Source organism: Micromonospora sp. NPDC049081 (assembly GCF_040648835.1).
GTDB lineage: Bacteria > Actinomycetota > Actinomycetes > Mycobacteriales > Micromonosporaceae > Micromonospora > Micromonospora antibiotica.
The window spans coordinates 152,198-168,537 of the sequence record NZ_JBEZEK010000004.1 but is presented as its reverse complement, the minus strand read 5'-3'; the positions used below and the strand labels follow the sequence as shown (position 1 = coordinate 168,537).

Genomic DNA, 16,340 nt, shown 5'->3' with positions numbered 1-16,340 from the left:
CCGCGTTCGGCGCGGCGGCCTCCGCTTCCGACGAAAGGTTCGGTGGGATGTCGGAGAGGCATCCGGTCCTGACGATGACCGCGATCAGCAAGATCTTCCCCGGGGTCCGCGCCCTCGACGGCGTCGACCTGCGGCTCTTTCCCGGTGAGGTGCACGCCCTGATGGGCGAGAACGGCGCCGGGAAGTCCACCCTCATCAAAGTGCTGACCGGCGTCTACGGCACCGATTCCGGCACCATCACACTCGACGGCGACGAGGTCTCCTTCTCCGGCCCGATGCAGGCCACCGCCGCCGGGGTGAGCACCGTCTACCAGGAGGTCAACCTCCTGCCCAACCTGTCGGTGGCGGAGAACATCTACATCGGCCGGGAGCCGCGCCGGCTCGGCGCGGTCAACTGGCGCGAGATGCGCCGCCGGGCGCAGGAGCTGTTGGCCCGCATCGACCTGCACATCGACGTCAGCGAACTGCTCGGCAACTACTCACTGGCCGTGCAGCAGATGGTCGCGATCGCCCGCGCCGTCGACATCCGGGCCCGGGTGCTGATCCTCGACGAGCCCACCTCCAGCCTGGACGCCGACGAGGTGGCCCAGCTGATGCGGATCATGCGGCAGCTGCGCGACGACGGCATCGCGATCATCTTCGTCACCCACTTCCTCGACCAGGTGTACGCCATCGCCGACCGGATCACCGTGCTGCGCAACGGCCGGCTCGTCGGCGAGTACCTCACCAGCGAACTGCCGCAGATCGCGTTGGTGGAGAAGATGATCGGTAAGGAGCTGGACGCCCTGGAACGCCTCGACGAGGCGACCAGCGGCGGCGACCGGGCGACCCTCGAACAGGGCACCCCCCTGGTGGCGGCCGACGGGCTCGGCCGGTCCGGTTCCGTCGCGCCGTTCAGCCTCACCATCCACCAGGGCGAGGTGGTCGGCCTGGCCGGCCTGCTCGGCTCGGGGCGTACCGAGGTGGCCCGGTTGTTCTTCGGCGCGGACCGCGCCGATGCCGGCCGGCTCGCCGTGGACGGTGCCCCGGTGGCGATCCGCAACCCGGTGGCCGCCATCGACCGGGACATCGCGTTCTGCTCCGAGAACCGCCGCACCGAGGGACTGGTCGGTGAGCTGTCGGTGCGGGAGAACATCATCCTGGCCATGCAGGCGGCCCGGGGCTGGCTGCGGCCGGTGCCGCGCCGCCGGCAGGACGAACTGGTCCAGCACTGGATCAAGGCGCTGAGCATCCGGCCGGCCGATCCGGAGATGCCGGTGCGTAACCTGTCCGGCGGCAACCAGCAGAAGGTGCTGCTGGCCCGGTGGCTGATAACCGAACCCCGGCTGCTGATCCTCGACGAGCCGACCCGGGGCATCGACATCGGCGCCAAGACCGAGATCCAGCGTCTGGTGGCGCAGCTGTCCGACGGCGGAATGGCGGTGCTGTTCATCTCCGCCGAGCTGGAGGAGGTGCTGCGGCTCAGCCACAAGGTCGCCGTGATGCGCGACCGGCAGCTGGTCACCGAACTCACCAACGACGACAGCCTCGATGCCGCCCGCGTCATGCAGGTCATCGCCAGCGGCAGCTCCCAGGAAGGGTCGGTGCCGGCATGAGCACCGTACGGGCCCGCGCTGCGGGCGTCACCAGCCACCGGCTGTTCTGGCCGCTCGTGGTGCTGGTGCTGCTGCTGGTCGCGAACGCCGTCTACCGGCCGAGCTTCCTGTCGATCGAGCTGAAGAACGGCCACCTCTACGGCAGCCTGATCGACATCGTCCGGCTCAGCGCCCCGCTGATCCTGGTCGCCCTGGGCATGTCCCTGGTGATCGCCACCGGCGGCATCGACCTCTCGGTGGGTGCGGTGGCGGCGGTCGCCGGTGCGGTGGCCTGCCTCTACATCAGCGAGCAGCCCGACCAGAACAGTCTGGGCGTGGTGCTCACCGCGGTGGCGCTCGGCTTCGGGGTGGCCCTGCTGCTCGGTGCCTGGAACGGCATCCTGGTCGCCGGCATCGGCATCCAACCGATCATCGCCACGCTGATCCTGATGGTGGCCGGCCGGGGCCTGGCCCAGTTGATCGCCGAAGGGCAGATCATCACCATCAACAGCGGGCCCTACAAGGTGATCGGGGTGGGGCACCTGCTGACCCTGCCGTTCGCGATCGTCATCGCCCTCGCGGTGACCCTGCTGGTGGCGGTGCTGACCCGGCGTACCGCGCTCGGCATGATCATCGAGTCGGTCGGCGGCAACGCCGAGGCCAGCCGGTTGGCCGGCATCCGTTCCCGGCGGATCACCTTCCTGGTGTACGTGGTGAGCGCCGCCTGCGCGGCCATCGCCGGGTTCATGATGACGGCGAACGTCTCCAGCGCCGACGGCAACGCGGTCGGGCTCTGGGTCGAGCTGGACGCCATCCTGGCCGTGGTCATCGGCGGCACCGCGTTGGCCGGCGGCCGGTTCTACCTCGGCGGCACGGTGGTCGGCGCGTTGCTCATCCAGACCCTCACCACCTCGGTGTACGCCATGAACATCGACCCGCAGACGTCCCTGCTGTTCAAGGCGGTCGTGGTGATCGTGGTCTGTCTCATCCAGGCCCCGGCCTTCCGGGCGCGGTTCCGCCGTCGGCGCAGCGTCCCGGTGACTCCGGTGGAGCCGGTCGGCACAGAGAAGGAGCAGGTTCCGGCATGACCACGACCCCGTTGGCCGCCCGCCCGGGCCGTGCCTGGTGGCGGGTGCCACCCCGGCACGTGCCGGTGCTCGCCACCGCAGCGCTGCTGCTGGTTATGTATTCCATCGGTGTTGCGCAGTACCAGGCGTTCTCCAACATCCAGGTCGTCTTCAACGTCTTCATCGACAACGGCTTCCTGCTGGTCGTCGCGGTGGGGATGACCTTCGTCATCCTCACCGGGGGCATCGACCTGTCGGTCGGGTCGGTGGTGGCGATGACGGCGATGGTGTCGGCCTCCCTGTTGGGCAACGGCCTGCACCCCGCCCTGGTGCTGGTGATCGCGTTGCTGCTCGGCCCGATCCTCGGGTTCGCGATGGGCTGCGTGATCCATTTCTTCGACATCCAGCCGTTCATCGTCACGCTCGCCGGGATGTTCTTCGCCCGGGGGGTGTGCACCTGGATCAGCACCACCTCGATCCCGATCACCGACGGGTTCTGGACCAGCGCCGCCCAGCACCGCATCCACCTCGGCGAGAACTTCGTCTCGGTCGGCGCGCTGATCGCCGTCGCGGTGGTGGCCGTGGCGGCGGCCGTGCTGGCGTACACCCGGCTCGGGCGCAACGTGTACGCCATCGGCGGCAACCAGCAGTCCGCGCTGCTGATGGGCCTGCCGGTGGGCCGTACGAAGATCGCGGTCTACACGATCAGCGGCCTCTGCTCGGCGATCGGCGGCATCCTGCTGTCGTTCTACACCCTGTCGGGTGCCCCGCTGATCGCGGTGGGCATGGAGTTGGACGTGATCGCGGCGGTCGTCATCGGCGGCACCCTGCTCACCGGCGGCTCCGGGTACGTCTTCGGCACCCTGCTCGGGGTGCTGGTGCTCAGCATCATCCAGACGTTGATCACCTTTGACGGCACGCTCAACTCGTGGTGGACCAAGATCGTCATTGGTGGCCTGCTGTTCGTGTTCATCCTGCTCCAACGCCTCGTTGGTATCCGTACCAAGTGACCCTCGCCAGTCCCACCGGAAGGCAACGCCCATGACCAACCCATCCCCGGTCGCCGAGGTCTGGTTCCTCACCGGCAGCCAGGGCCTGTACGGCCCGGAGACCCTGCGCCAGGTGGCCGAGCAGTCCCGACGGATCGCCGAACGGCTCGACGCCGACCCGGCCGTCCCGGCCCGGGTGGTCTGGAAGCCGGTGCTGACCTCCAGCGCCGAGATCCTGGCCGTCTGCCGCGACGCCGCCGTCCAGGGTGCGGTCGGGGTGATCGCGTGGATGCACACCTTCTCGCCGGCCAAGATGTGGATCTCGGGGCTGGACGCGCTGCGTACCCCGCTGCTGCACCTGCACACCCAGGCCAACGTGGAACTGCCCTGGTCCGAGATCGACATGGACTTCATGAACCTCAACCAGGCCGCCCACGGCGACCGGGAGTTCGGGTACGTCCAGACCCGGCTCGGTGTCGCCCGCAAGACCGTCGCCGGGCACGTCAGCGACCCCCGGGTCGCCGCCCGGATCGGCGCGTGGACCCGGGCCGCGATCGGGCACGCCGAGATGCGGTCGCTGCGGCTGGCCCGCTTCGGCGACAACATGCGCGACGTCGCGGTGACCGAGGGGGACAAGGTCGAGGCCGAGCTGCGCTTCGGCGTCTCGGTCAACACCTACGGGGTCAACGACCTGGTCGAGGCCGTCGACGCGGTCGCCGACGCGCGCATCGACGACCTGGTCAAGGAGTACGACGACAGCTACCGCCTGGTCGCCGCGCTGCGCTCCGGCGGCGACCGGCACGACTCGCTGCGTTACGCCGCCCGGATCGAGGCGGGGCTACGCGACTTCCTCGACGCCGGTGGGTTCCGCGCCTTCACCACCAACTTCGAGGACCTGGGCGGGCTGCGTCAGCTGCCCGGCCTGGCCGTGCAGCGGTTGATGGCCGACGGGTACGGCTTCGGCGGCGAGGGCGACTGGAAGACCTCGGTGCTGGTGCGCACGCTCAAGTCGATGTCCGTCGGCACCACCGGTGGCACCTCGTTCATGGAGGACTACACCTACGACCTCACCCCGGGCCGGGAACTGGTGCTCGGGGCGCACATGCTGGAGGTCTGCCCGACCATCGCGGCGGCCACCCCGAACGTCGAGATCCACCCGCTGGGCATCGGTGGCCGGGAGGACCCGGTCCGGATGGTCTTCGACGCCCAGCCCGGCCCGGCCGTGGTGCTCGGCCTGGCCGACATGGGGGAGCGGTTCCGGCTGGTCGCCAACGAGATCGACGTGGTCGCGCCGCCGTACCCGCTGCCGAAGTTGCCGGTGGCGCGGGCGGTGTGGCGGCCCCGGCCGGACCTGGCCGCGTCGGCGGAGGCCTGGCTCACCGCCGGCGCCCCGCACCACACGGTGCTGTCCCAGGCCGTCGGGGTCGAGGAGCTGCACGACCTCGCCGAGATGGTCGGCACCGAACTGGTCGTCATCGACGCCGACACGACCCCCCGCCGGTTCGCCGACGAGCTGCGCTGGAACCAGGCCTACTACCGCCTGGCCCGGGGTTTCTGACCCGCCATGGGCCAGCAGCGGCCCGAACGCGCCGCGGTGATGAGCGACGTCGCGCAACTCGCCGGGGTGTCGCACCAGACCGTGTCCCGGGTGCTCAACAACCACCCGAGCGTTCGGCCGGAGACCCGGGAGCGGGTGCTGCGTGCCGTGCACCAGCTCAACTACCGGCCCAACGCGTTGGCCCGGGGGCTGGCCGGCCGCCGCTCCCGGGTCATCGGCGTGGTCAGCTTCGACACCATCCTGTTCGGCCCGGCGGCCACCCTGCTGGGCATCGAGCGGGCCGCCCGCGCCGCCGGGTACGGCATCAGCATCGTCACCCTGGAGCGGCTGGACCGTAGCGGGATGCGCTCGGCCATCGACGCGCTGACCGAGCAGTCGGTGGCCGGCGTCGTCGTCATCACCCCGATGATGACGGCGTCGGTCGCCGTGCACGGCCTGCCCACCGGGGTGCCCGCGGTGGTGGTCGAGGCCAGCGGGGAACGCGGCGAACTGCCCAGCATCTCCGTCGACCAGGTGGCCGGGGCCCGGCTGGCGGTGCGGCACCTGCTCGACCTCGGCCACGAGACGGTGTGGCACATCGCCGGGCCCCGGGACTGGCTGGAGGCCCGCGACCGGGTCGACGGGTGGCGGCAGACCCTGGAGCAGGCGGGCCGCCGCGTCCCGCCGGTCATCGTCGGCGACTGGAGCCCCCGGGCCGGCTACGAGCTGGGCCAGTCCCTGGTGGAGCGCCCCGACGTGACGGCGGTCTTCTGCGCCAACGACCACCAGGCACTGGGTCTGCTGCGCGCCCTGCACCAGCGGGGCGCCCGGATTCCCGAAGACGTCAGCGTGGTCGGTTTCGACGACATCCCCGAGGCCGAATACCTCTCCCCGCCACTGACCACCGTGCGGCAGGACTTCGACGAGGTCGGCCGGCGGTGCGTGGCGGCGCTGCTGGAACTCTTCGACGGTGCGGGCGCGGACGCGCCCCGACCCCAGGTCGAACCGGTCCTCGTCGTCCGCGCGAGCAGCGGCAACCGCCGCCCCTGAGCCACCCCGACCGGTCCCGCCGTGCGCGTGCGGTACCGGCCGTCGGTGTGCGTCCGGCGGCGGGAACGGTCCGGGCGGGTGGGCCGTCCCGGCGGCGTCAACGGTGGTCGACCCGGGTCGCCCGGCCGGTGACGCCGGGGTGACGCGCGCTGCGACAGGGTCGAGCGACGACGCGCCGGTGCAGGCCCCGGCGGTCGGGACCCTCGTCACGGGCAGGCCGTCAAGGAGACTCCATGATCAGGACAATGCTCCGGATCCGCGCGCGCCCCGGTGCCGAACAGGCCGTCCGGTCGGCCTGGCGCACGGCTGCGGCACAGCTCGACGGGCTGCCCGGCAACCTGCGTCGGGACCTGTTCGTGGACGCGCACGACCCGCGTACGTTCGTCATCGCCACCGAGTGGGTCGACGACGACGCCCTGCTCGACTACGAGCGCGGCCCGGTGGCCGCCGGCCTCGCCGACGCCCTGCGTGCCGGGTGCGCGCCGCCCACCGCCGCCGACCGGCGGGTGATGCGCGACCGGCCCGGCGGGCACCCGACGCTCCTGGTGGACGTCGAGGTCACCGTCCCGGCCGCCCGGCTCGCCGAGTTCCACCGCGGCCACGCCGAGGTGACCGCCCGGATGGCCGGGGTCCCCGGCTACCTGCGCGAGGAGCTGCTGCGCGAGCCCGACACCGACGTCCATCACATCTTCGCCGAGTGGCGCACCGAGGCGGAGTTCCACCGCTGGGTGGCCAACCCGGCGCACGCGCGGGAGGAGGCCGGGCCGATCGCGCCGTTCCTGCTCGACTTCCGCCGCCGACTGTTCCACCTCGCGGCTCATCCCGGCACCGGCCGGGCAGCCAGTACCGGTAGGGAGACCGACGTGCACACGACAACGGACGTACTGATCGTCGGGGCGGGGCCGACCGGGCTGACCGCCGCCGTCGAGTTGGCCCGGCGCGGCATCGACTGCCAGGTGGTGGAGAAGCGGGCCGCCCCGCCCGGTCAGGCGGACAAGGCGATCGGGGTGCACTGCCGCACGATGGAGATCTGGGCGCAGCAGGGCATCGCGCGGGAGGCGATGGACGCCGGGATCTGGCTCACCGGCAACGTGGTGTTCGTCAACGGCACCCAGACCCACCGGATGAGCTGGGAGCTGCCCGACCTGCCGTACGCGCACCTCGGCCTGCCCCAGTACGAGACCGAGCGGATCCTCACCGAGCGGCTGGCGACCCTCGGCGTACGGCCGCAGCGCGGGGCGGAGCTGACCGGGTTCACCCAGGGCGCGGACGGCGTACTGGCCACCCTGGCGCTCGCCGGGGGCGGCACCCAGACGGTCCGGGCGCAGTACCTGATCGGCGCCGACGGCGCGCACAGCCGGGTCCGTGACCTGCTCGGGCTGACGTTCTCCGGCGGGCTGGGCCGGTTTCCGCAGCTGTTCATGCTCGCCGACGTCGAGGTGAACTGGGACATGCCACCGGGGCACCTGCTGCGGTTCCTGCACGAGACCGACGGTCAGATGGACGGGATGCTGGTCTGCGTACCGCTGCGCGGTGCGGGCCGGTACCGGATCGCGACCCTCGCGCCACCCCGGTTCTTCGCCCAGACCGGCGGTCGGGACGCCCCGCCCGGGTTCAGCGAGGAGCTGGCCGAGCCGACCCTCGACGACGTGCAGGCGGCGCTCACCCGGTTGGCCCCACCGGGCACCCGGGCGGCGAACCTGCGCTGGTCGTCGGTGTTCCGGATCAGCCACGGCATCGTCGACCGGTACGGCCACGGCCGGGTCTTCGTCGCCGGTGACGCGGCCCACCTGCACCCGCCGGCCGGGGGACAGGGGATGAACACCGGCATCCAGGACGCCTGGAACCTGGCCTGGAAGGTGGCGCTGGCGGCGCGGGGGCTGGCCGCCCCCGGCCTGCTCGACAGTTACGAGGCCGAACGTCGCCCGGAGGGCGAGGAGATCGTCGGCCGGGCGGTTCGGATGGCGTTCACCGACGAACTGGACCGCGCCGACCTGGAACGGCAGTTCCGCCAGGAGATGTCGCTGCTGCTCAGTTATGCCGACAGCCCGCTGGTCGGGGAGTGCGTGACCGATCCCGAGGCGCTGCGTACCGGCCCGCGCCCCGGTGAGTGCGCCCCCGACCTGGGCGGGTTGACCCGGCGGGGGGTGGGGCACCCGTTGCGGCTGCGCGAGCTGACCGGCGGCACCCGGCACACCCTGCTGGTCTACGCCGACGCCTCGGCCGAACCGGCGGCGGTGGCGGCCGTGTCGGGGCTCTGCGCCGACGTCCGTGCCCTGACCCGGGGTGAGGTCGACGCGTACCTGCTGATCAGCCCGGACGCCGACGACCCGGGGCTGCTCGCGCCGCCGGTGCTGCGCGACGCCGGGGGTGAGTTCCGCGCCCGGTACGGGGTGACCGGCACCGCCCTGTACCTGATCCGCCCGGACGGGCACGTCGGCTTCCGCAGCCAACCGGTCGACGCCGACGCGCTGCGCAAGAACCTGCACCTGGTCTTCGGTGGTGCGCGATGACGCCGGTGCGCACGGTGCTCGCCATGCGTACCCGGGAGGGCTGCGCGGAGCGGTTCGAGGCGGAGTGGCTCTCGGCGGCGGAGCAGATCCGGCAGCTCGACGGGTGCCTGCGCCAGGACCTCGTCCGCGACGCCGACGACCCGCGCAGCTACCTGATCATCAGCGACTGGGCGGACCGGGAACGGCTCGACGCCTTCGGCCGCAGCGAGCACCGTGACCGGCTGCTGCGGGTGGTGCGGGACCTGCGGGAATCCGCCGAACGACACACCTACCAGGTGCTGCACAGCATGCCCAGCGCGCCCGAGGAGACGAGATGACCGAGCCGGTGCCCGCCGCACAGCTCTACACCGAGCAGTTCGCCGTCGACCCCTACCCGTCCTTCGCCCGGCTGCGGGCGGACGCCCCGGTCTGCCCGGTCAGCTCGCCCCGGTTCGACTCGTACCTGCTCACCCGGTTCGACGACGCGCGTACGGCGCTGACCGACCCCCGGCTGTCCAAGGACCTCTACGGCCCCGGGCAGCACTACCTGCAACTCTTCGGCCCGAACTCCGAGGCGTTGAACCGCAACATGCTCAACGCGGACCCGCCGGAGCACACCCGGTTGCGCCGGTTGGTGTCGCAGGCGTTCGCGCCGCGCCGGATCGAGGCGCTGCGCCCCCGGGTGCGGCAGATCGTCGACGACCTGATCGACGGGTTCGTCGCGCAGGGCCGGGCCGAGCTGATGCACGACTTCGCGATCCCGCTGCCGATGGTGGTGATCTGTGAGCTGCTCGGGGTGCCCCGGGCCGACCAGGAGCGGGTGCTGGACTGGACCCAGGTGATCCGGACCTCCGGGTCGGCGCGGCGACCCCCGGCGCAGGAGCGGGCGGCGGTCGGCGAGGCGCAGGTACGGCTGCACCACTACCTGGTGGAGCTGGTGGCCGCCAAACGGGCGGCCCCGGCCGACGACATGATCAGTGCGCTGATCGACGCCTGCGACCAGGACGGCCGGCTGTCCGAGGCGGAGCTGGTCACCACCACCTTTCTGCTGCTGTTCGCCGGGCACCAGACCACCGCCGACTTCCTGGGCAACGCGACGGTGGCCCTGCTGACCCACCCCGAACAGCTCGACCTGCTGCGCGACACCCCGGACCTGCTGCCCTCGGCGATCGAGGAACTGCTGCGCTTCGACGGCCCGCTGCCGGTGGCCAGCCCCCGGGTCGCCACCGAGGACGTCGAATACCAGGGGGTACGCATCCCGGCCGGGTCGATCGTCGGGGTGGTGCTCAACGCCGCCAACCACGATCCGGCGCACTTCGTCGACCCGGACCGGCTGGACCTGCGCCGGGTCCGTGGTCCGCACCTCGGGTTCGGCCACGGCGTGCACTACTGCCTCGGGGTCTCCCTGGCCCGGATGGAGGCCCAGATCGCCCTGGCGGCGCTGCTGCGCCGGTTGCCCGGGTTGCGCCTCGGGGTGCCGCCCGCCGAGCTGCGCCGGTTGCCGGCGGCGTCCCCGTTCCGAGGGCTGCTGGAGCTGCCGGTCCGGTTCACCGCCTCCGCGCCGCCGGTGTCGTACCCGCCGGCCAGTCGCCCCCGTCCCACCGAGCCGACCCGTACCGTCTGATCCCCGAGGAGTTCCGATGACCTTCCGCAACGTGATCGTCTGTTCCATGGTGCCGGGCAGCGAGCAGACCGTCGCCGACGTGTTCGGCTACTACGACCGGACCACCCGGCCGCAGGACCTGGGCGTGGTCGGGCGGACCCTGCTGTCGTTCCACGGCCTCTACATCCACCTGATCGAGCGTGACGCGGACCCGAGGGTGACCGGGCAGACCCGGGGCCTGCCCGCCTTCCAGCAGATCGCCGAGCAGATCGCCCCGTACGTGACGCCCTACCCGAGGGACTGGCAGAACCCGTCGGACTCGGTGGCGAAGGAGTTCTACTCCTGGGCGCCGGCCGAGCCGCCGGCCGACGCGGGCGAGCCGAGCCGGACGGTCATCGTGGCCCGGATCAAGCCCGGTGCGGAACCCACCGTCGCGCAGATCTTCGCCGAGTCCGACGCCGGCCCGCTGCCCGCCATGATGGGGGTCACCGGGCGGTGGTTGTACTCGATCGACGACGTCTACCTGCACGTGCTGGAGCGCGTCGGCGAGTCGTTCGACGGTGCCGTGGAGCAACGCCACGACCAACCGGTCTTCGCCAAGATCATGGACGATCTCAGCCCGTACATCAGCCCGTTCGACCCGGACACCTGGGGCAGCCCGCTCGATGCCGTGGCCACCGAGTTCTACCGGTGGCGGGCGCAGGACTGACCCGGGCCGACCAGCGGGGGTCCGACCGCGCGGACCCCCGCTGGTGTCGGCCTCAGCCGGTGGGCAGGGTCGCCCAGCCCCGGTTGAAGGTCAGGCTGTCGTCGTCCGGCCGGTAGTTGCGCTCGATGTTGCCGGCGGCGTCCACCGAGAACCAGTGCACCTTGGTGCCGGCCGGGACGGTCAGCGTCTCGCCCCCCTCCCGGATGCCCGCCGAGGCGTACAGGGTGGATGCGAACGTCGGCCGGGAGCCGTCGAGGGTGTAGAACACCGCCGCCGGCTCGCTGGTGTCGAACCGGACGCTGACCGAGCCCTCGGTGGCGCTCGGCGTGACCGCCAGGGTGCTGGTCGGGCGTTTCTTGTCCTTGTCGAAGTCCCGGGCCACCCGCAGCAGCTCGACCAGGCCGTTGCTGAACTCCATGGTCTCCTGGTGCGCCTCGTCCCAGGTGGGCTGGAAGCTGGTGCCCACCTCGAAGTTCCAGGCGTAGATGCCGTACTTGTACCAGAGCATGTCGCCGGAGTTGCCCGCCGCCGAGTACAGCACGTCGGAGATCGGGCCGGTGCGGGCCGGGGTGACCGCCATGTTGCGGTGCCGCTTGATCGCGGTGAGGATGCGCGACGACGCGCCCCAGAAGAACGACTCGTCGGCCAGCGTCGGCCGGGGCGCGGAGATCCGACCCGGGGTGGCGTACGCGCCCGGCGACCACATGAAGTAGTTGCCGGAGGAGTGCAGGTTCATCGAGAACTTCATGTTGGGCCGCTGGGCCAGCCAGTCGACGTTGCGGTTCTCCGGCTCGGACAGCTCACTCGGCCCCGCGTAGGTGTCACCGGTGCAGCTCGCCGACGCCCCCGAGTAGCCGTCGAAGAGGCTGTACTCGGTGTAGTTGCGGTTGTTGTCCACCCCCCACGAGTTGCGGGCCAGCGCGTCGGTGGCACCGCCCGGGGCACAGTGGTTGGTCATGTTGCGCCGCTGCGAGGCGTAGTCGTAGAACGAGTAGTGCCCGCCGTCCGGGTTGATCGACGGCACGATCCAGATGTCCAGGGTGCGCAGCAGCTGCTTGGTGTTCTCGTCGGTGGCGTGGTTGCGCAGCAGCCGCTCGGCGGTCTCGATGGTCACCAGCGGCGGCACCCACTCGCGGGCGTGTTCCTGCGCGTAGGCCAGCACCCCGGTGCGGGAGCCGTCGCGGTACTTGCCGATCCGGATCGCGTACACCGGGTGCGGGTCGCGGGACACCCCGGCCGGGGCCTTCAGGTTGTCCGTCAGCGGCGTCGACGCGACCGGCGTGACCACCCCGGCACCGGCGTCCCCCCGGTAGGTGTACGCCGTGACCAGCGCACCCGCCTCGGCGGTCAGCGCCGCGGCGACCTGGGCGGCGGTGCTGGTCACCGTGCCGGCGGCGTCGGTGGCCAGGCTGACCCGGATGGCCTTGCCGGTCACCGTGACCGCCAGCGGGCTGTCGGCCGCGCCCGGGTTGGCCAGCTCGACGGTGATGTCGTTGCCGCCCTCGTGCCCCCAGGCGAGCGAGTCGACCGCGACCCGGGTGGCGTTGGTCCCGCCGAGCACCACCTGCGCCTTACGCCGGTACCCGTTGGTCTGGTAGGGCAGCTTCACCACCTCGGCGAGCTGCGGGTAGGCGTCGGCCAGCCGCTTGATCCGGTCGTACAGCTCCGTCGGGGTGAGGTAGCTGGTGACGAAGTCCTTCTGGTAGCCCGGCCCCTCCGGGCTGTCGGCCGGGATGGGCAGCCACTCCTTCACCTCGGCGACCGCCACGTCCCCGGTGGGGCTGGTGATCTGGATGCGCTGCGGCCGGGCGGTGACGGCGGCGGCGCCCCGGTGATAGAGGTAGACCCCGGCGTCGACGAACCGGGAGATGTTCTGGGTGCCGCCGGAGCCGATCTCGGTGCCGGGGCCGCTGTCGCGGGCCACGGTCAGCGTGCTGGTGGAGGTCTGACCCTGGGCCCACTTCGCCTCCACCGAGAGCACCTGGTTGGTGCCGGAGGTGTAGTAGTCGGCCCGGATGATCTTCACGTCGGAGGCGGCGGCGCTGCGCTGCAGGGTCGCCGTGTACGCCCGGTTCTCGGCCTGGTGGGCGGCGATCGTCGCGTCCCGCTCGCTGACCCGCTGCGCGGAGTCGGCCGCGTCGTGCAGCACGGCACCGACCCGGTAGCCCCTGCGCTTGAGCGCGGCGACCTCGGTCGGGGTGACCACGGCGTGCACCACGATGCCCTGCGCGGTCTGGGTGACATGGTGGTCGAGGTCGACCCCGGTGGCGACCAGCTCGTCCAGCGCGGCGGTGCCGTCGACCACCACCTCCACCACGTCGGCCTGCTCGTCGGCGGAGCGTTCGAGCCCGATCGGGGCGTCGGCCTCCCGGTCGGGCGGGGCGGCGGTGCCGGCGGTCGCCGGGCCGGCGAGCAGCAGTAACGCCACGCCGGCAGCCGTGGCGGCGGGTAGCCGCCGCCAGCGGCGGGGCAGTGCGGAACGAGACATCTCGGGCCACCTTTCCTGGGGGTGCGCGACGGGCCGACGGCGCGCGGCAGCGCCCGCCGTCGGGCGGGGTACGAAACGGGGAGGTCGGACGCCGACAGTCGGGCGACGGTGGGCGGCCGGTCATGACGTCGACCCGCCGCAGGACGGGGGACACGGGGTGTCTCCCGGACGCGCGGCGGCGACGGACCGGCGCCGATCCGGTCTGCGTGACGGGCGGGGGGCGTACCTGGTTACGGTCGGTCCTGGGGGCATTGCCGATCGGTGCGCCCATCCTGGCCGTACCCGCTCGGATCTGTCAATGATCTGTCCGGCCGGACACGGGCTGTCACAGTGCGGCGGTGCGGGTGTCCTGTCCCGACGGTCGCCGGGCGGCCGGCACGGTCAGGACGGGGTGCGGTAGTGGCCGGTGAGCCGGCCCAGCTTCATCGCCAGGTGCAGGCACAACCGTTCGTTGCCGTCCTTGAGGTCGGTGTCGGCGAGCTGCTCGACGCGTTGCAGCCGGTAGTAGAGGGTGGTCCGGTGCAGCCGCAGCTTCTCGGCCGTGGCGTGGGCGTTGCCGGCCAGGTCGAGGTAGGCCTCCAGGGTCTCCAGCAGCACCTGGTGGGCGTCGTCGCGCAGCAGCCGCTCCAACCCGGGGTGCACCCCGGCGACGTCGAGGTGCCGCGCGTCCAGCTGCGACAACACCCGGTAGATGCCCAGGCCGGCCCAGGAGACCACCCGGCCGAGCGCCGGCAGTTGGACACCGACCCGGGCCGCCTGCACCGCCTCCCGGTACGACTGCACCGCGTCGGCCAGCCCCGGGCGGGACTGACCGATGCCGGTCACCGTGCGCTCCACCGAGGACAGCCCCCGGGTCGCCTGCCCCAGCGCCTCGTCGAGGTGCCCGGCGGCGATTTCCGGGGTGGGCCGGCCGGCGATCCGACCACCGCAGATCAGCAGCACCCCGTGGTCGGGCCAGACCATGTGCAGCGACTCGCGTACGCCGAGCCACCGGCGGGTCGCCACCAGTGCCTGTTCCAGCGCGATCCGGGCCATCTCGTCGGGGTGCCGCCCGGTGACGGGGGCGAGTTGGGCCACCACCGCCGTGGTCGTGCCGTCACCGGCGACCGTGCCCTCCTCCAGCAGGGCACGCACGGCGTGCGCACGGGCCTGCGGGCTCTCCACCAGCAGGGTCCGGGTGGCCTCGGACTCCCGCTGCGAGGCCAGCTCACCGAGCAGGTTCTCCCGGTAGAGGGCCAGCGACAGGTCGGTGAAGGCACCGGTCGCGGTGGCGATGTCCGCGTCGGTCATCGACCCGTCGTCGTCGATGAACCAGACGAAACCGAGCAGCAGGTCGTCGTGCCAGATCGGCACGCAGACCCGGGGGAGCAGGTCGAGGGCCACGTCGGCGGGGGTACGCACCGGCTCGCGGGCGGTGAGCACACCCATCCGGCGGAACCAGGCGATCACCTCCGGGGTGGTCTGCCGGCGCAGGATCGACATCCGGCGTACCTCGTCCATCGGCCCGTCGTGTTCGCTGTAGACGACCACCCGCTGCCGCCGGTCCTCGATGAGGGCGGGACGCCCCACCCGGGCGGCGACGGCGTCGACTATGCGCTGAAGCTCACCGTGCATGGATCTCCCCTGGTTGGCTGCGCGGCAGGGGGTGCGACAGCCGGTGCCCTACCCTGTGCGGCCGGTGGGCCTGTGCGCAAGGTCCACCGCGGATATACCGACAAAAGGACGGCCCCCACGGCGACTGTTCCGGCAATTGTCCGAAGAGCCACGACGATCGACGATCGTAGGGTTCCACCTGCGGTGGGCAGCGGGCCGCCGGCGCGTAGGAGGGAACGCCCGAGTGACAGCTGGTAGGCCCTGGCGGGGGGTGCTGGTCGCCATCACCACGCCGTTGCGCGACGACCTCGGCGTCGACTTCGACCGGCTCCAGGAGCACGTGCGGTGGCTCGCCGAGGCGGGCTGCCACGGGGTGACGCCGTGTGCGTCGGTGGGGGAGTACCGGGCGCTGTCCGACGACGAGCGGGCCGACGTGGTACGGGCGACGGTGCAGGCCGCGCCACCCGGCTGCGCGGTGCTGCCCGGCGTCGGCGGGTACGGCAGCCGGCAGTCCCGCCGTTGGGCGGAGCAGGCCGCCGCCGCCGGGGCCGCCGGGGTGCTCGCCCCACCCCCGGACGGCTACCCCGCAGGCGACGCCGACGTGGTCGCCCACTACCGGGAGGTGACCGCCGTCGGCCTGCCGGTGGTGGCCCACAACGACCCGTACGACACCCGGGTCGACCTGACGCCGGAGCTGCTCGCCCGGGTCGCCGAGACCGACGGGATCGTCGCGGTCGAGGAGTTCTCCGGTGACGTGCGGCGGGTGCACCGGATCAGGGACCTCTGCCCGCACGTGGACGTGCTGGCCGGCGCGGACGACGTGCTGCTCGAACTGGTGCTGTGCGGGGCCCGGGGCTGGGTCTCCGGCCTGTCCAACGCGCTGCCCCGGCAGGCCCTGCGGCTCTACGACCTCTGTGTCGCCGGGGATCTGGCCCGGGCGTTGCCGCTCTACGCCGAGCTGCACCCGGCATTCGGTTGGGGCTCCCGGCCGGAGGCGGTGCAGGCCATCAAGCTGGCGATGGACTGCGCCGGACGGTTCGGCGGCCGGTGCCGCCCGCCGCGCGGTCCGCTGCCGCCGCCGGCCGTCGCCCGGCTGCGACGGGACCTGGTCCGGGCCCTGTCGGTCACCGTCGATCCGGTCGTCGACGGTCGTCCCCGGTGAACCACCCCGGCCGGCGGGGCCGGTCGACGGGCGGGCCGGGCGGGTGGACCGGACGGGTCGGGGAGGCCCCGGCGGA

At 72.3% G+C, this 16,340-nt stretch carries 12 protein-coding genes; 10 read left to right on the top strand and 2 right to left on the bottom strand.

Going from position 1 to position 16,340, the window contains the following annotated elements; all coding sequences use genetic code 11:
* Positions 1 to 47 precede the first annotated feature (47 nt).
* The 9 genes from AB0B63_RS09455 to AB0B63_RS09415 all read left to right on the top strand — a co-directional run bounded on the left by AB0B63_RS09455 (position 48) and on the right by AB0B63_RS09415 (position 11,021).
* A complete protein-coding gene (locus tag AB0B63_RS09455) occupies positions 48 to 1,595 on the top strand; it encodes a sugar ABC transporter ATP-binding protein (protein ID WP_208566693.1) in 1,548 nt (515 codons plus the stop codon).
* Positions 1,592 to 2,662 (top strand): ABC transporter permease, encoded by a 1,071-nt coding sequence (locus AB0B63_RS09450; RefSeq protein WP_208566692.1) that lies wholly within the window; start codon positions 1,592 to 1,594, stop codon positions 2,660 to 2,662. Before AB0B63_RS09455 ends, AB0B63_RS09450 begins: the two co-directional genes overlap by 4 nt.
* Complete coding sequence (gene yjfF / locus AB0B63_RS09445; RefSeq protein WP_208566691.1) at positions 2,659 to 3,651, top strand: galactofuranose ABC transporter, permease protein YjfF; 993 nt, start codon at positions 2,659 to 2,661, stop codon at positions 3,649 to 3,651. The genes AB0B63_RS09450 and yjfF overlap by 4 nt, the downstream gene beginning before the upstream one ends.
* Before the next feature lie 31 nt (positions 3,652 to 3,682).
* Positions 3,683 to 5,188 (top strand): L-arabinose isomerase, encoded by a 1,506-nt coding sequence (gene araA, locus AB0B63_RS09440; protein WP_208566690.1) that lies wholly within the window; start codon positions 3,683 to 3,685, stop codon positions 5,186 to 5,188.
* Between the two features lie 6 nt (positions 5,189 to 5,194).
* Entirely contained in the window at positions 5,195 to 6,217 is a 1,023-nt protein-coding gene (locus tag AB0B63_RS09435; protein WP_244252069.1) for a LacI family DNA-binding transcriptional regulator, read from the top strand.
* A gap of 233 nt (positions 6,218 to 6,450) precedes the next feature.
* Positions 6,451 to 8,730, top strand: coding sequence for an FAD-dependent oxidoreductase (locus tag AB0B63_RS09430; protein WP_357016276.1), 2,280 nt, complete (start codon positions 6,451 to 6,453; stop codon positions 8,728 to 8,730).
* A complete protein-coding gene (locus tag AB0B63_RS09425; RefSeq protein WP_088644175.1) occupies positions 8,727 to 9,047 on the top strand; it encodes an antibiotic biosynthesis monooxygenase in 321 nt (106 codons plus the stop codon). Before AB0B63_RS09430 ends, AB0B63_RS09425 begins: the two co-directional genes overlap by 4 nt.
* The gene (locus tag AB0B63_RS09420; RefSeq protein ID WP_357016272.1) at positions 9,044 to 10,333 is read left to right on the top strand and encodes a cytochrome P450; all 1,290 of its coding nucleotides are present in this window, start codon (positions 9,044 to 9,046) and stop codon (positions 10,331 to 10,333) included. Before AB0B63_RS09425 ends, AB0B63_RS09420 begins: the two co-directional genes overlap by 4 nt.
* A 16-nt stretch (positions 10,334 to 10,349) precedes the next feature.
* A complete protein-coding gene (locus AB0B63_RS09415) occupies positions 10,350 to 11,021 on the top strand; it encodes a TcmI family type II polyketide cyclase (RefSeq protein ID WP_208566687.1) in 672 nt (223 codons plus the stop codon).
* 52 nt (positions 11,022 to 11,073) lie between these two features.
* Here the strand turns inward: AB0B63_RS09415 and AB0B63_RS09410 are convergent, their stop codons facing one another.
* Together AB0B63_RS09410 and AB0B63_RS09405 are read right to left on the bottom strand one after the other, a co-directional pair.
* Positions 11,074 to 13,509 (bottom strand): M14 family metallopeptidase, encoded by a 2,436-nt coding sequence (locus AB0B63_RS09410; RefSeq protein WP_357016268.1) that lies wholly within the window; start codon positions 13,507 to 13,509, stop codon positions 11,074 to 11,076.
* Between the two features lie 381 nt (positions 13,510 to 13,890).
* Positions 13,891 to 15,123 (bottom strand): helix-turn-helix domain-containing protein, encoded by a 1,233-nt coding sequence (locus AB0B63_RS09405; protein WP_357016266.1) that lies wholly within the window; start codon positions 15,121 to 15,123, stop codon positions 13,891 to 13,893.
* 223 nt (positions 15,124 to 15,346) lie between these two features.
* Between AB0B63_RS09405 and AB0B63_RS09400 the strand changes: the two genes are divergently transcribed.
* Positions 15,347 to 16,264 (top strand): dihydrodipicolinate synthase family protein, encoded by a 918-nt coding sequence (locus AB0B63_RS09400; protein ID WP_357016263.1) that lies wholly within the window; start codon positions 15,347 to 15,349, stop codon positions 16,262 to 16,264.
* Positions 16,265 to 16,340 lie beyond the last annotated feature (76 nt).

Bases quoted from the DNA above. Each gene is read 5' to 3' on its own strand.
- AB0B63_RS09455 (WP_208566693.1), top strand. From the start codon at position 48: ATGTCGGAGAGGCATCCGGTCCTGACGATGACCGCGATCAGCAAGATC.
- AB0B63_RS09450 (WP_208566692.1), top strand. From the start codon at position 1,592: ATGAGCACCGTACGGGCCCGCGCTGCGGGCGTCACCAGCCACCGGCTG.
- yjfF (WP_208566691.1), top strand. From the start codon at position 2,659: ATGACCACGACCCCGTTGGCCGCCCGCCCGGGCCGTGCCTGGTGGCGG.
- araA (WP_208566690.1), top strand. From the start codon at position 3,683: ATGACCAACCCATCCCCGGTCGCCGAGGTCTGGTTCCTCACCGGCAGC.
- AB0B63_RS09435 (WP_244252069.1), top strand. From the start codon at position 5,195: ATGGGCCAGCAGCGGCCCGAACGCGCCGCGGTGATGAGCGACGTCGCG.
- AB0B63_RS09430 (WP_357016276.1), top strand. From the start codon at position 6,451: ATGATCAGGACAATGCTCCGGATCCGCGCGCGCCCCGGTGCCGAACAG.
- AB0B63_RS09425 (WP_088644175.1), top strand. From the start codon at position 8,727: ATGACGCCGGTGCGCACGGTGCTCGCCATGCGTACCCGGGAGGGCTGC.
- AB0B63_RS09420 (WP_357016272.1), top strand. From the start codon at position 9,044: ATGACCGAGCCGGTGCCCGCCGCACAGCTCTACACCGAGCAGTTCGCC.
- AB0B63_RS09415 (WP_208566687.1), top strand. From the start codon at position 10,350: ATGACCTTCCGCAACGTGATCGTCTGTTCCATGGTGCCGGGCAGCGAG.
- AB0B63_RS09410 (WP_357016268.1), bottom strand. From the start codon at position 13,509: ATGTCTCGTTCCGCACTGCCCCGCCGCTGGCGGCGGCTACCCGCCGCC.
- AB0B63_RS09405 (WP_357016266.1), bottom strand. From the start codon at position 15,123: ATGCACGGTGAGCTTCAGCGCATAGTCGACGCCGTCGCCGCCCGGGTG.